The sequence below is a fragment of the [Clostridium] celerecrescens 18A genome, from assembly GCF_002797975.1.
GTDB classification, from domain to species: Bacteria; Bacillota; Clostridia; order Lachnospirales; family Lachnospiraceae; genus Lacrimispora; species Lacrimispora celerecrescens.
In genome coordinates, this window is sequence record NZ_PGET01000001.1 from 3,501,141 (window position 1) to 3,516,222 (window position 15,082).

15 protein-coding genes are annotated in these 15,082 nt (G+C 43.3%); all 15 read right to left on the reverse strand.

The genetic code is table 11. The features are described from left to right. Positions 1 to 22: 22 nt before the first annotated feature. Complete coding sequence (locus tag H171_RS15895) at positions 23 to 1,006, reverse strand: hypothetical protein (protein WP_100306028.1); 984 nt, start codon at positions 1,004 to 1,006, stop codon at positions 23 to 25. A 220-nt stretch (positions 1,007 to 1,226) separates the two neighbouring features. After that, a complete protein-coding gene (locus H171_RS15900) occupies positions 1,227 to 2,471 on the reverse strand; it encodes a [Fe-Fe] hydrogenase large subunit C-terminal domain-containing protein (RefSeq protein WP_100306029.1) in 1,245 nt (414 codons plus the stop codon). A gap of 186 nt (positions 2,472 to 2,657) precedes the next feature. Then, positions 2,658 to 3,236, reverse strand: coding sequence for a histidine phosphatase family protein (locus tag H171_RS15910; protein WP_100306031.1), 579 nt, complete (start codon positions 3,234 to 3,236; stop codon positions 2,658 to 2,660). 57 nt (positions 3,237 to 3,293) lie between these two features. Beyond that, entirely contained in the window at positions 3,294 to 4,619 is a 1,326-nt protein-coding gene (gene aspS, locus H171_RS15915; protein ID WP_100306032.1) for an aspartate--tRNA(Asn) ligase, read from the reverse strand. A gap of 331 nt (positions 4,620 to 4,950) precedes the next feature. Beyond that, positions 4,951 to 5,571, reverse strand: coding sequence for a peptidase C39 (locus H171_RS15920; protein WP_100306033.1), 621 nt, complete (start codon positions 5,569 to 5,571; stop codon positions 4,951 to 4,953). A gap of 558 nt (positions 5,572 to 6,129) precedes the next feature. Beyond that, positions 6,130 to 6,708: a cyclase family protein gene (locus H171_RS15925; RefSeq protein WP_100306034.1), complete on the reverse strand. Its 579-nt coding sequence runs from the start codon at positions 6,706 to 6,708 to the stop codon at positions 6,130 to 6,132. Then, entirely contained in the window at positions 6,705 to 7,157 is a 453-nt protein-coding gene (locus tag H171_RS15930; protein ID WP_100306035.1) for a MarR family winged helix-turn-helix transcriptional regulator, read from the reverse strand. The genes H171_RS15925 and H171_RS15930 overlap by 4 nt, the downstream gene beginning before the upstream one ends. Before the next feature lie 192 nt (positions 7,158 to 7,349). Continuing rightward, positions 7,350 to 8,531, reverse strand: a complete 1,182-nt coding sequence (locus H171_RS15935) for a glycine C-acetyltransferase (RefSeq protein WP_100306036.1) — start codon at positions 8,529 to 8,531, stop codon at positions 7,350 to 7,352. A gap of 81 nt (positions 8,532 to 8,612) precedes the next feature. Then, entirely contained in the window at positions 8,613 to 9,659 is a 1,047-nt protein-coding gene (tdh, locus tag H171_RS15940; RefSeq protein ID WP_207655199.1) for an L-threonine 3-dehydrogenase, read from the reverse strand. Positions 9,660 to 10,283: 624 nt separating this feature from the next. Then, positions 10,284 to 10,676 (reverse strand): 30S ribosomal protein S9, encoded by a 393-nt coding sequence (rpsI, locus tag H171_RS15950; RefSeq protein WP_054792117.1) that lies wholly within the window; start codon positions 10,674 to 10,676, stop codon positions 10,284 to 10,286. Positions 10,677 to 10,704: 28 nt separating this feature from the next. Continuing rightward, positions 10,705 to 11,139 (reverse strand): 50S ribosomal protein L13, encoded by a 435-nt coding sequence (gene rplM, locus H171_RS15955; RefSeq protein WP_100043638.1) that lies wholly within the window; start codon positions 11,137 to 11,139, stop codon positions 10,705 to 10,707. A 165-nt stretch (positions 11,140 to 11,304) separates the two neighbouring features. Continuing rightward, complete coding sequence (gene truA / locus H171_RS15960) at positions 11,305 to 12,330, reverse strand: tRNA pseudouridine(38-40) synthase TruA (protein ID WP_100306038.1); 1,026 nt, start codon at positions 12,328 to 12,330, stop codon at positions 11,305 to 11,307. A gap of 24 nt (positions 12,331 to 12,354) precedes the next feature. Continuing rightward, positions 12,355 to 13,155: an energy-coupling factor transporter transmembrane component T family protein gene (locus H171_RS15965; RefSeq protein ID WP_100306039.1), complete on the reverse strand. Its 801-nt coding sequence runs from the start codon at positions 13,153 to 13,155 to the stop codon at positions 12,355 to 12,357. 13 nt (positions 13,156 to 13,168) lie between these two features. After that, on the reverse strand, positions 13,169 to 14,017 hold the full coding sequence (locus tag H171_RS15970) for an energy-coupling factor transporter ATPase (protein ID WP_100306040.1): 849 nt from the start codon (positions 14,015 to 14,017) through the stop codon (positions 13,169 to 13,171). Next, the gene (locus H171_RS15975) at positions 14,007 to 14,912 is read right to left on the reverse strand and encodes an energy-coupling factor transporter ATPase (RefSeq protein ID WP_100307555.1); all 906 of its coding nucleotides are present in this window, start codon (positions 14,910 to 14,912) and stop codon (positions 14,007 to 14,009) included. The genes H171_RS15970 and H171_RS15975 overlap by 11 nt, the downstream gene beginning before the upstream one ends. Positions 14,913 to 15,082 lie beyond the last annotated feature (170 nt).

Genomic DNA, 15,082 nt, shown 5'->3' on the forward strand with positions numbered 1-15,082 from the left:
CTGCATTCTCCTATAGGATCCGTCATTTCTTCTTCTGGGCAATTACTTCAATACGCCCGGAAGCAGTCCCCACATGACGGTATGATTTTATGGAAAGTCCGCATTTTTCCGCCAGAGCCTCTATGCCACTGTCCGTGAGGCAAACCTCTGCCGCTTCTCCCTTCCACATGGAAGCTCCCCTTTTTTCCAGATTTTTAATAGATTTATCCAGATCCGGACCGTCAAACCAGAGAATTCCGTCCTCTGCCAGATACTCCGCTGCCTGGGTCAGGATCAGCTTCAAATCCTGAGTACGGGAGATCCGGTCAATGAGAACAATCCGGTACGCTTCCTTACCGCCTTCTATCCGTTCATCGGCTTCCTCTAAGGACATGGCCTGAGGATCATATCCGGCCTTTCTGGCCTCTTTATATAATGGGCTTTTCTCTTCTCCGATAAACAGCATGGTTCCTTCTGCTGCAACTTCACCGATGTCGGCTAAAAGACGCTCGCATCTTGCCTTTGTACGGTGAGAGCCCTTCTTTCTGTTTACAAACCGGTTTTCTTCTCTTGCAAGATAATAATTTCCGCAATCACTGCACTTCATAAAGACCCGGACAGGCTCCAGCACATATTCATCCGCCTCGCCGCCTTCCATATAGAACACTGCTCCATAATGGGGGACACCTTTTCCTGAGCAGACGGGACACCGCTCTACTTCTGCCGTCATTAAGTTCCGAAGCTCTTTTAACGCTGAAAAATACCAGCGGTACAGTCTGTTTTTAAATTCCTGGTCGAAAACAAACAGCCGGGTCTTTATAACTTCTGCCATCCATTTCGTTTCATGGATCACCGATTTATCTGCCATAAATCCCTTTAAACTCTCCTCCAGAGTGAGAAGCCCTGTGACAGTATCCTCTTTCAGCCGTTCATTTTCCTTATAGGCCATAAGGTGTTCAATTCCTTCCACAACACTGCTGCATAAATTGACCATTACCAACAGCTGATTCATTCTGCCTGTTGCCATACCATTTCCCTTCTTTCAGTTGCCTGTCTTGTCCATGCATACTCTTTTATATTATCATTTTTAAGGGGTGAAAAGCAAGATGCAAACAAGAAAACCGAAAATCAGTACCTGGGAACCGCCATCTATGGTTCCCAGGTACTGATTTCACTGAAATGATAGTCAATCGGATATTCGCAATCCGCTTTGCTTGATTAAGTTATACTTATGAAAACAATTCGCCTTACGTAATATTTCTGCTGAATAAATCGGTTTCTTCCAGCAGGCTTTCAATGCTGTCCAGGTTCAGGCGATGCAGCAGCTCGATCACATATGGATTCTCCGCTGGATGCACATAACTCGCCTTTTCTCCATAATCGTTAACAAGTTCTGTTCCCTGCTCCACTCCTAAAATCGACCTTGGTCCGCCCACACAGCCGCCCACACAGCCCATGCCTTCGTAAAAGTTTGCCTCTATCTTCCCATCCATAATATCCTGGATCATCTTCCGGCACGCAGGTACTCCATCCGCCTGTTTGGTACGGATTTCTGTTTTTTTATTGGGATTAATGGCTCTTACCGTACTCTCTACCGCTTCACTGACTCCGCCTTTTCTGGCATAGATCCTTCCGGCCCTTGAGGAATGGTCCTTTTCACTTTCTTCCATGACGGCCGGGTCGATTCCGAGGGCATCAAATATATTCTTTACCTCCTGGAATGTAAGAACAAAGTCAACTGCACCGGCCAGATCCTTTTCCCTGGCTTCTGCCTTTTTGGCAAGGCATGGTCCAATGAATACGGTCAGAGCATCGGGGTGGAGTTCTTTTACAACTCTTGCGCAGGCAACCATGGGCGATACAGAGCCAGGCACATGAGGAACCAGCTGGTGATAGACTTTACGGATCATACCGATCCACATGGGACAGCAGCAGCTTGTCAGCTGGAAATCATTGATATCATTAATATTTTTATCAAATTCAAGGGCTTCTTTTAATGTAAGGATGTCCGCAAACAGGGCAACCTCCAGCATTCCGTCAAACCCTACAGCTTTTAATGCCGACCTAAGCTTTCCGGGAGTAACCTCCTTTGAAAACTGGCCTAAAAATGCGGGAGCTATCATTGCATATACCAGTCCCTTGGAGCTTCTTATCGCTTTTAAAGCCGGAATAATGTCCGTACTGGCTGTCAGTTTTTCCGGTGCGCAGCCTTCAATGCAATTTTCACAGCCCAGGCATAGATCCGGATCAACAATGACCCCATCCTTTCCGATTCCTAATGCGCCGAAAGGACAGCGTTTTAAGCATTCCTCCCGTTCCTCTTTGGAGCAGGTGCAGGTTCCGGTGCGGATCACTACCGGGTGCTTCGTAGGATTCAAAAGACAGTCCAGATGATGAGGATCATATGAGGTTTCCAAATCCATCTCCGGATCCAAATTGTCATTTAGTACGGACTTCACCAAACTTTCATACAACTGTTTAAATGTCTGCATAAGATACCTCCCGCAAGTATGTTTTGATTTTCTTTGTAGTACTGATATTTTTATCAATTACGGTGATTATATGATAGTTATTATTATAATACTTTTTCTTCATCCTTACCATACCATTCATGGGGAAGATGATAATTCCAAAAAAAAATGGTTTGGTGGAAGGAATCATTATTTCATATTCATTTTTTATTTTCCCAAAAATTCCTTTTTTATATGCAAATGCTCGATTTTATCCGTAAATTCTCCGTCTGCAAAATCAAGCTCTATGATATACGGCATCCAATCCAGAATCCGCAGGAAGGAATCACAGTCATAGTCTGTATCATAATAATTTAAAATACTGCTAAGTGCTGTTCCGTGGGTTCCAATGACAATATTCCTGCCAGCATTGTTTCGAAGAATTTCCTTTAATGCCGACACATTCCTGTCCTGTACCATGGCGATTGATTCTCCGCCCTCCTCATGAAAGTCATGATCTTCCCAGCGCTTTCGAAACATTCCATGATGATTCCCATTTCTCCCACTCTCACGTTCACGGAGACGTTCATCGGCGATAATTTCCTTTTCATAATACGCTGCTGTTTCCATTATGGTGTCCAAACTCCGCTTATATGGGCTGCAATAAAACGAATCAATATTTTTATCCCGCAAATACTTAAGCACCTTCCTGGAGTCTTCTCTGCCCTCCATTGTCAAGGGCCTGGTCCTGTCATCCTCCCAGGCATGGTCCGGCTGTGCATGACGTACAAAATATACTCTTGTCATTATTCTTTATCCTCCCCCACTGTCTGTTATTTATCACATGAAATCCATTTCATGATGCTATGGAATCAGCCGGTTAATATCTCTTGGAAACAAGGTGGAAAACCTCACATTTTCCTGTTCAAGCAGCTTGCTTGTAAAACGTTCCAGGCCCAGCCCCAGTCCACCATGTGGCGGCATCCCATATTTATGCATCATAAGATAGCTTTCGAATAATTCTGTATTCATGCCTCTGCGTTCCATTTTCTCAATCTGTTCCTTATACCCATGGATTCTTTGACCGCCTGTTGTTATTTCCAGTCCCCGGAATAAAAGGTCAAAGCTTAATGTTTCCTCTACATTCTCCACGCAATCCATGGCATAAAATGGTCTCTTTTGGCTTGGATAATGAGTTACAAATACAAATTCACTTCCTGTTTTCTGCTTGATCAGCTCAAAAAGCAGTTTTTCTTCTTCCGGCTCAAAATCATCAAAATCTTTTATAGGTCTATGATACTCCATTGAAATCAATTCTTTTGCTTCTTTAAATTTAATCGCCGGAATATCTTTGATTACAGGCAGCTTCACTTTTAACAGCTTTATTTCATCTCCATATTGTTCATTTAAATATTCCATTACATGTTTTAGCATCTTTGTTTCCATCTGCATAATGTCTTCAAAACTGCAAATGTACCCCATTTCAAAGTCTACACTTGTATATTCATTCAGATGCCTGGAGGTGTCATGTTTTTCCGCCCGGAAAACCGGAGCAATTTCATACACTCTTTCAAAAACGCCAACCATCATCTGCTTGTAAAATTGCGGGCTTTGAGCCAAATATGCCTCTCTGCCAAAATAGTCTAAACGGAAAATATTTGCTCCGCCTTCAGCGCCGGCATAAACGATTTTAGGCGTTCGTATTTCCGTAAACTTTTCCTTTTTTAAGAACTCACGTATTCCATAAGTGATCCCTTCCTGCAGCTTAAAAATAGCACGTTCTTTTTCGTTACGAAGCGTAAGCGGCCTGAAATTAAGCAGAGTTTCCATAGAAGTTTCTACACATTTATTATTTATTACAACTGGGCTTTGCTCTTCCGGCTTTGATAATATCTCTATATCAATCATCTGAAGGTCATAGCCTGTTCTGGATCTTTCTTCCCCTTTGACACAGGCGGCAACGATTACGCTGCTTTCTTCCTTTATTTCATCAAGTGAAAATCGGGAAATTTCCTTTGAATATATGCACTGAACCACGTTCCGTTTCGTTCTTAATAGTACAAAGGCAAAATCGCTCATTTTCCTGATTTTATAGATGCTTCCATGAATCCTTACAATTTCACCGATATGGTTTATCAGTTCTTCCGCCTCAACGGTTATCTCTTTGATCTCTCCAATGATACTCTTCATTGTTTTTCCTCCTGGATTATGATTATATTAATTTATTGCTCTCTCATATATCCATGAGGACATCATCAATATGTCCCATACGATCACGACCTTTCCTTTGCTCGTATGGGTAAAAAAATAGAACCACACGAGCAAAATAAATTTACCAATGTGGTCCTAACTATTCTATCCACATAGGCGCAACGCTTTTAGCGCTTGCACCTGCGGTTCGTCACAGATACAAGCGCTGTCAATCGTCGTCCCAATTCAACTTTTTAAGTTGTTGATGTTGATTCATAATAGCTGCCTCCATTTATAGTTTGATACAGGTTATCATAAAGAGCTTATATTGTCAAATAAAATATTCAATGGTGTCTGCCGGTTTCTTCTGTGTCACTCTGTTAAAAATGATGACAGCCTCTCTTGTTTCCTTGGGTCCAAGGGCATAAGTACCCTTTCCCGTGTCATTAAACATTTCCCATGGCACACACCGGTTTCTATGGTAAGGCATATCTGTGATCAATTCCAATCCCTTTTGCTTAAAAGGCTTCTTTCTGTAATAAGGATCAAATAAATAAACATTTTCCCCATCGGCCCCTGTTACCAATACATAGTGCCAGCAGCCTAACATCACCCGTGCCACAACAACTCCGTCCTGCTGCAGGCCATACATGATCTTGCTGTTTTCTCCTATATACACTTCGTCCCCAGTCAGATATTCACTTTGAACGGGGAATTTTTTCATCTTTCCGAATTGATTGATCCAGTTGCTAAAAAACATCATAGCCATACGTGAGGTTCCATTTTTTCCGAACTCTCCCTTTGCATTATAGGAATCAAGACAAAAAAGCATAATATGTTTGATGATATCCGGCGGTATCTGATCCCGGGTGAAAAGGTAACTCATTGCATTCAATAATGTGGTCGGGCCGCAGTCATATTCCGTGACCTGATAATTTAGCGGATTTTTCATATTGGAGTTCACTTCCTTCAAAGATTTTCATACACGGTTACCAGTCATATGTTAAAAATACCGGGTATACCTATAATAGCATCTTACCACTACAGGAGACAAACGATATTCCTTAATAAACTTACATATCATATTTCTATCTTATAAGCATTATTTGTATCATTTTAGCACACTATTGTCAATATATTTTCAGCTCGTATGAATACCTTTTATATTATGCAGACACAATGCAAAGGCTCTGAGGACGCTGATAATTGTTCCTTTCATCAGTTCAGCAAAGGCTTGAATCTCACCTGGCTGATAATCTGGGTGGTTCACTATTACATTGTGCCACAAAACCTAACCGTTATTACATAAATTCAATTTATTCCGGTGTAATTCAGTATGTAAGAAAGACTCCTTGAGTGCCTCTCAGGAGTCTTTTTCTATCCTGCAGCTTGCAGGCAATCCTTGTATTTGGGAATATTGAGGCATTGTTATGCCAGTTTCCCATTTGCTGACCGATTGAAAAGTTACCTCCAGTTAAACCCGTAACGCAACAAGCGAATTCACTCGCATTTAAGTTGAGAAACCAGTATCCACCACCACTTTGCATTGTAATCCGGTAGCAACAGGATCATCAAACCAAAGTGTGTAGACTTTAAAGACATCAATATCTAACAATTGATTAAGATCACATAAGTTCTCAATAACATATATACCCTTCTTCTCCAACAACCTGTCCGCAGGTTCATGCTCTTTTCCACGGCGAATTCCTGAGCAGTCAATTCCCAAAAAGCGAAGTGGTTGATTCGTAAGCCACTGGATCAACTCATTGGATAACTGCGGATGATCACGAAAATAATCAGCAGTACCATACTTTTCTTTTTCACTTCGACCAGTGTATATGAAAAGAAAGGCATGTTCCGGTATGTTTAAATTCTCAATATCAGAGAGGGAGATTTCACGATCCTCTGCAATATCTGATACATCCCAAACAATACCCGGGCACGTAATGTAATCTAGCGGGATAACACTCTTCTCATAAGTATCTAAATGTGTTCCAACATGTCCTGCGGCTATATGGCGGTTTTCCTGTGTGGAAAGCCATTGCTCCATTAAGCACTGGTCCACTTGTGTTGTTAAATCATATTTCATTGCGTTTCCTCCTGTATTTTGTCTTTCAGATAGTTATTGAACTTTTGTAAAAAGTCAAGTATTACTTCTTGCTCCTTTATTGGAACAGAATATAAAAAGGTAATATCACGTTCTTCCCATTTCATATGAGCAACCTCATGTTCTTTATACAGAACCTCTCCTAGAGAGGTCAGGCGATAGTAAATTTCTTTTTTATTATCCGGAAGAACATAACGCTCGATAAGACCATCCCGCAGCAAGCGCTTAGCCAGCCTTGTAACTGCACCTCGAGTCATAGAGAGAAGAGCAGCGAGTTGCACTCCATTTGGGTGTTCAAGCGTTCCGATCGCTTCAATGCAATGCAATTCTGAATTGCTATATTGTGAATTTAAACCACTATTTATAAGATTGCTAAGTATGTCCTGATTATTATAAAGCTGCGTGAATTGTTGAAGTATTTCCCGCTCCATATTATATCTCCTTTTTGTTTCCTGGTAAGCAATCTTATGATAACATGTTAAATTATTGTTGTCAAGTCAACAATAATAAAATTCAAACAACAGTAAGCAGTTCACGTATGAAAGCGGGGAACCGGATAGAATATAATCCTGTTCCCCGCTTTCGTCCATTTCATTTTATAGCAAATCGACTCCGCTAATTTCTTAAATCCCCATCTCTTCCTTTACACGTTTAAAGCATTCTACTGCAAAATCCAAATCCTCCCTGGTATGGGCGGCAGATATCTGTGTTCGGATTCTTGCCTTTCCTTTTGGAACCACCGGATAGCAGAAACCGATGACGTATACGCCGCGCTCCAGCATCCTTGCCGCAAATTCTACAGCCGTCTTTGCATCATACAGCATAATTGCCACAATCGGATGATCACTTTCTATAATATCAAAACCTACCGCTTTTATCTTCTCCCTGAAATAACGGGTATTTTCATGAACACGGTCCCTGTACTCCGTGCTCCGCTCCAGAATTTCAAAGGTCTTTATGGCTCCGCCGGCGATTGCAGGAGCTACAGTATTGGAAAACAGATACGGCCTGCTCTTTTGACGGAGCAAATCCACGATTTCCTGTCTGGCACTGGTATATCCGCCGCTGGCTCCACCCAGAGCCTTGCCCAGTGTACCGGTGATGATATCCACCCGGCCCATGACGCCGCAGTGTTCCGGTGTACCTTTGCCAAGCCTTCCCATAAATCCTACTGCATGGCTGTCATCCACCATCACCAGTGCGTCGTATTTGTCAGCCAGATCACAGATTGCTTTTAAATCAGCCACAATGCCATCCATGGAAAATACACCGTCTGTGGCAATCAGACGAATCCTGGCATCCTGGGAATCCTTTAAGCACTGTTCTAACTCCTCCATATTATTATTGGCATAACGGAAGCGCTTTGCCCTGCATAAACGCACGCCATCTATGATGCTGGCATGATTTAATGCATCGCTGATCACCGCATCTTCCTCTGTCAGCAGTGTCTCAAACAGGCCTCCGTTAGCATCGAAACAGGAGGAGTACAAAATCGTATCATCCATACCCAGGAAGGAAGAGATTTTTGCTTCCAGTTCCTTGTGTATCCCCTGGGTTCCGCAAATGAAACGTACGGAAGACAAACCGTATCCCCATGTATCATAAGTGGCTTTGGCCGCCTCTATAATCTCCTGGTTGTCGGAAAGTCCAAGATAATTGTTGGCACACATATTGATAACATTTTCTGTCTTCGTAGTATTGATTCTGCTCCTTTGAGGTGTTGTGATAATGCGCTCTTCTTTATAAGTTCCGTCTTCTCTGGCCTGCTCCACCGCTTCTTTATAATAGTTTAATGCATTTTTCATAATATCACTTCTCTCCTATCGTTCATTTTCAATGTCTGGCCAAATAGCCTATCTATGTCAATTCCTTCGTCTCATCCACTATTAAATCTTCGTCCAGTCCAGAACTACCTTTCCGCACTGTCCGCTGTTCATTACATCAAAGCCCTTCTGGAACTCCCGGAAATCAAACTTATGGGTGATGATCTTCTCTATTTCAAGGCCACTGTTTAGCATAGCCATCATCTTGTACCATGTTTCAAATATTTCCCTGCCATAAATTCCCTTTAACTGCAGACAGTTAATCACGATCTTATTCCATGGCACCACAGTATCGCTTCCCTGAAGGCCCAGCACTGCAATCTTGCCGCCGTTGTACATATGGTCAATCATGGAAGTAAACGCCTGGCCGTTGCCGGACATCTCAAGTCCGACATCAAAGCCTTCCTCGATATGAAGTTCCCGCATCTTATCATCTAAGCTCTCCCGGGCTACATTGACAGTATGGGCACCGCAGATTTCCCGGGCCAGGTTCAGCCGGTAATCATTGACATCTGTGATCACCACATGTTTGGCTCCCACGTGACGGCAAATCGCTGCAGCCATAATACCGATAGGACCGGCTCCCGTGATCAGCACATCCTCACCCACCATATCAAAGGACAATGCTGTATGTACCGCATTGCCCAGAGGATCAAAGGAAGAACATAATTCCTCAGGGATCCCCGGCTCACAGATAATCACATTGGTCTGCGGAATCACCAGATACTGCGCAAATGCACCGTCACGGTTTACCCCTACACCGACGGTATTTTTGCAGAGATGGCGTTTTCCTGCTTTACAGTTACGGCAATGCCCACATACGATATGGCCCTCTCCCGATACGATATCGCCGATTTTATATTCCTTCACAAGGCTGCCCACTTCCACGATTTCACCTACAAATTCGTGTCCGATGGTCATCGGCGGTTTTATTGTCTCCTGAGACCACTTATCCCAGTTATGGATATGTAAATCCGTACCGCAGATTGATGTGAAGTGAATCTTGATCTTCACATCATTTTCCCCTATCTCTGGAATGGGGACCTCTCTAAGCGCCAACCCACGTGCCGCCTGTTCTTTTACAATTGCATACATCATTCTTTCTTTCATTGTAACCTCCACCTTTCTCATTGCTTTATATGTCTTTGTGAGACGAAAAATGTCTTTTATGCGCAGACATATTTCCTTTTAATGTCTCCCCCTCAGAGACATAATAACATGAATGACGGTAGATTGCAATCCCTTTTCTTATGATTTCCACTAGGAAATTCAGAGTGAAAAAAACGAAAAAAGATGGCTTCCAAAAAGGTAACCATCTCCTTATATATACAATATATTTGTTCTTATGGGGCATGATCCAGGACAGCTCATGTATATCCAAGTTCCCGATATACGATAGCTTTGAAACGTTCTCAGAACTCGAAAATTATCGTTTGGAGAACTTAAAAGGCTGATTTTAAGGCGTCTCATGCATGTTTACCACTACAAGGGGTTGACCGATTATATGAGAAGCAAAGCCACCCTTAACCGTCCAAAGTTTATAGGGTGGTTTTTGCTAAGTATAGCTATATATAGCTCAAAACGATTTTTCATAGGCATCACCCCCATTCTTTTAGAATGAGGTCAACACACCCTGCAGCACGATTGTACTTGCTCTTATTATTTCAGTAAATAAGAAAACCCCGAAAACATAATGTTTTTCGGGGTTCTGCTGTAATTCGATTTTCTGTCTGCTTATCTCTTTGAGAACTGTGGAGCACGACGAGCTGACTTTAAGCCGTACTTCTTTCTTTCTTTCATTCTTGGATCTCTTGTTAAGAAGCCTGCCTTCTTAAGAATCGGGCGATACTCTCCATCTGCCTGAAGCAGAGCTCTTGAAATACCGTGTCTGATTGCACCGGCCTGTCCTGTGAATCCACCGCCGTGAACGTTAACCATAATGTCAAACTTATCAACTGTCTCTGTAGCAACTAACGGCTGACGAACAACAAGCTTTAATGTTTCAAGACCTAAATACTGGTCAATATCTCTCTTATTGATAGTGATCTTACCTGTACCTGGTACTAAATATACTCTAGCGATAGATTTTTTTCTTCTACCTGTTCCGTAAAATTTTGCATTAGCCATGATAACTTCCTCCTTTCAGCACCTCTGATTAAAATTTGAACTCTAAAACTTCTGGTTTCTGAGCTGCATGACCATGCTCTGCACCTGCATATGCGTGAAGTTTTGTTATCATGCTTCTTCCTAAAGGTCCCTTGGGAAGCATACCCTTAACTGCCAGTTCAATAACCTTTTCAGGCTTTTTAGCCATCATTTCTCTTAAAGTTGTTTCTCTCATACCACCTACATACTCAGAGTGGTTGTAGTAGATCTTCTGATCTAATTTCTTACCAGTTACGGCAATCTTATCTGCATTTACAACGATCACATAATCGCCGCAATCCATATGCGGTGTGTAGATCGGTTTATTCTTACCTCTTAATACTTTAGCTACTTCTGAAGCCAAGCGTCCTAATGTATATCCTGTAGCATCAACTACGTACCATTTTCTTTCAATTGTTGCTGGACTAGCCATAAAAGTCTTCATTGGACAACCTCCTGTAAATTATGGTTTTTTTAAGCATAACTATATTACAAAATGCTCACTCCGGGGCTTTGGCTGAACATTTTCGTCTAACGTCACAGTTATACATTATATTACATTCAGCCGGATGTGTCAACCTCTTTTCCCATAAAATCAAGGTTTTTCGGCCTATTTTTGTGTCACGTACCACCCCTGGCTCTCAGGATCAGCCTGAAAAATATAAAATCCGTAGGGCTTTCCCAAAATGATCCTTCCATCTAACTCCTCGTCCCGGACAAAAATGGTTTTTGCACCGTTTTGAACCGCCTGATGAACCACACGGACCAGAAGTCTCTCAAAATCCTCTTCCCTGCACCGGTGAATATGAAGCCAGGCTTTTCCTTCCGAAACAATCTTATCCTGGGAAAGAGTATAGCTCCATTCCTTATTCTCTCCCCGGATTTGTTTTTTAAGTTCTGTTTCATAATCAAGGCTTATCAGGGAAAGTCCCTTTGCCGCAGCCTTTGGCCCTGCCACATTCCGGTCCCTGGCATCAAGAATCTCTTCCACATGAGCCGGCGGATACACCCCCATGCCGACCTTCATTAACGTCCCTGCAATGATCCGCACCATGTTATACAGAAAACCGCTGCCCTTAATACGGATTGTAATGAGATCCCCGCTCTTTTCAATATCCAGGCTATAAATGGTACGTACGGTCTCTTCCGCCTGCCCACGGGCCGTACAGAAGCTTTTAAAATCATGTTCTCCCACCAGATAGGCACCACCTTCCCGCATCCGCTCCACATCCAGTGGAAAATAACAGAAATAGCTGTAAAGTCGCATGGTTGGTACTTCGATTTTCCGGTTCATGATTTTATATTCATAAGTTTTAACACAGTTTTGCTTTCTCGGATGATAATCCGGCGCTACCTCCTCAGACTGTAAGATCCGGATATCATCCGGCAGCCTCTGGTTTAAGGCAAAGCATATTTTATCGGCAGGCATCCGGTTCTCCGTATCAAAGACCGCCACATTCCCTTCCGAGTGAACCCCGGAATCGGTTCTGCTGGCCCCGATTACGGCTACAGGCTCCTTTAGAAGTTTAGTCAGTTCCCTGTTAAGAACCTCCTCTATGGTGATCCCGTTTCTCTGGATCTGCCATCCGCAGTAATTGGTGCCGTCATAGGCCACAATCATTTTAACCCGTTTCATACATCCTCCTATTTTATGGGAGCCTTAACCCATGATTCGAAACCCAGTGATAGCGGCCAGATACACCAGACACACCAGATAAGCGATCCCGTCCAGTTTTCCATACCGAAGAGGCTTCATTTTAGTCCTTCCTTCCCCGCCCCGGTAGCATCTGGCCTCCATGGCCATTGCCAGGTCCGTAGCACGGCGGAATGCGGAAATAAATAAGGGTACAAGAAGAGGAATCATATTTTTTGCCTTCTGAATCAGATTTCCTGTTTCAAAATCAGCACCCCTGGCCATCTGAGCCTTCATGATCTTATCGGTTTCTTCCACAAGGATCGGAATGAATCTTAAAGCAATGGACATCATCATGGATACCTCATGGACCGGAACTCCCGCCTTCTTTAAAAACCCAAGGCTCTTTTCCAGGCCATCGGTCAGCTGGTTAGGCGTGGTGGTAAGGGTCATGATGGAAGATCCAACCACCAGGTAGATGAGCCGGACTCCCATAAAGGAAGCTGTTTTCACCCCTTCCCTTGTCAATTTTAAAAATCCCAGCTGGAAGATAGGTTCTCCCGGAGTCAGGAATAAATTAAAGCTGACGCTGATGAGCAGAAGGAACACAATCGCCTTTAACCCCCGTACCATGAATTTAAACGGAACCTGACTTAAACGGACCGATGTGATCAGAAAAAAAGTGGCGATTAAATACGCCCATATGTCATTTGCAATAAAAAGGGATATAATAAAAACCATAGTCCCAAACAGCTTTGTCCGGGGATCCAGCCTATGAAGCTTTGAATCCACCGGATAATACTGCCCTAAAGTAATATCTTTCAGCATAATATCTCCCGGTCTATTTTTCAAGAAGCCGTAAAATCTCGTCTCTGGCTTCTTCTACGGTTGTAACGTTATCATCAACAGGAACTCCATGATCCTGCAGCGAATGGACCACATAGGTGATCTGAGGTGCCGCAAGGCCGATCGATTCCAGCTCCTTGTAATGCTTAAATACTTCCTTCGGAGTATCATCAAACACCTTTTCCCCTTGATTCATAACAAGAATCCGGTCCACATACCGGGCAATGTCCTCCATGCTGTGGGAAACCAGTATAATGGTCATATTCCTTTCCTTATGAAGCCGCGCTATCTGGTCCAGGATCTCGTCTCTTCCTCTTGGATCCAGGCCTGCAGTGGGTTCATCCAGTATGAGTACCTCCGGCTCCATGGCCAAAACTCCTGCTATGGCCACCCGTCTCTTCTGCCCTCCGGAAAGCTCAAAAGGCGAACGGGCATAAAAGCTTTCATCAAGCCCTACCATAGTGAGTGCTTCCCTTGCCCTTTTCTCGGCCTCCTCCTTGGAAAGCCCCTGATTCTTTGGCCCAAAGCAAACGTCTGTAAACACATTGATCTCAAAAAGCTGATGCTCCGGATACTGGAATACAAGTCCGACCTTGCTTCTTAAGGCCCGCAAATTGTATCCTTCCTCATAAATGTTTCTTCCATTATAATAGATGGCCCCATCAGTGGCTTTTATCAGTCCGTTTAAATGCTGGATCAGGGTCGACTTCCCGGAACCTGTATGCCCGATAAGGCCGACAAATTCCCCATCGTTTATTTCCAGATTCACATCCTTTAGCGCACACTGCTCAAAGGCTGTTCCAAGCCCATAAACATAATTCAAATGCTCTGCTCTAATTGCCATCCTTTACTCCATTCCCCAGAGTCACCTTTCCAGGAAAACGCTCTGCGAACTTCGGCAGAAGATTTTCCATCAGTTCTTCCAGTGTCAGTATCCCATCCGGTAAGTCTACGCCATTCTTTTGCAGTTCATAGGCCAGCTCTGTTACCTGGGGAACATCCAGGCGGTAGGATTTAAGTTCCTTGACCCTTGAAAATATTTCCTTCGGAGCTCCGTCCATGACTACCTTACCGTTGTCCATGACAATGACCCGGTCTGCATCTATGACTTCTTCCATATAGTGAGTAATCAGAAGGACCGTGATTCCTTCCTTCCTGTTTAATTCCCTGACCGTTTTCACAACTTCCTTCCGGCCGTTAGGATCCAACATGGCCGTAGGCTCGTCCAAAACAATGCACTGAGGCCGCATTGCCATAACGCCGGCAATGGCAACCCTTTGCTTCTGTCCACCGGAAAGCCGGTTAGGGGATTTTAAGCGATATGCAGCCATTCCAACACTCTCCAGGCTCTCATTTACCCGCTTCCATATCTCCTCCGTAGGAACTCCCAGGTTTTCAGGACCAAACCCTACATCTTCCTCCACGATATTTCCGATGATCTGATTATCCGGGTTCTGGAATACCATACCGGTCTTTTTCCGAACTTCCCATAAATTCTCTTCCACAGAGGTATCCATTCCCTGAATCCACACGGTTCCCTCCGTAGGAAGAAGGATCGCATCTAACTGTTTTGCAAAGGTTGACTTGCCAGAACCGTTGTGTCCAAGAATGGCTACAAACTGCCCCGCCTTAATATCCAAACTGACGCCGTCAATGGCACGTTTAATCTCTTCAATATTTTCTTCCTCATCTCTTCTGATATAATCAAATATCAGTTTCGAAGTTTTTATTATTCCCATAGCAGACCTTTCTCTGATACACTCAAACATACATATGCCACATAATTTTAGATGAATATTTCATAACAGTCAAGCATAGACGTGAATCTTTTGTAAATTCAGGGGTGAAATAGACAGTAAAACGAAGTGTTTGAAACCTTTTCTCTATATCCAGGGATAAAAAAATGGCA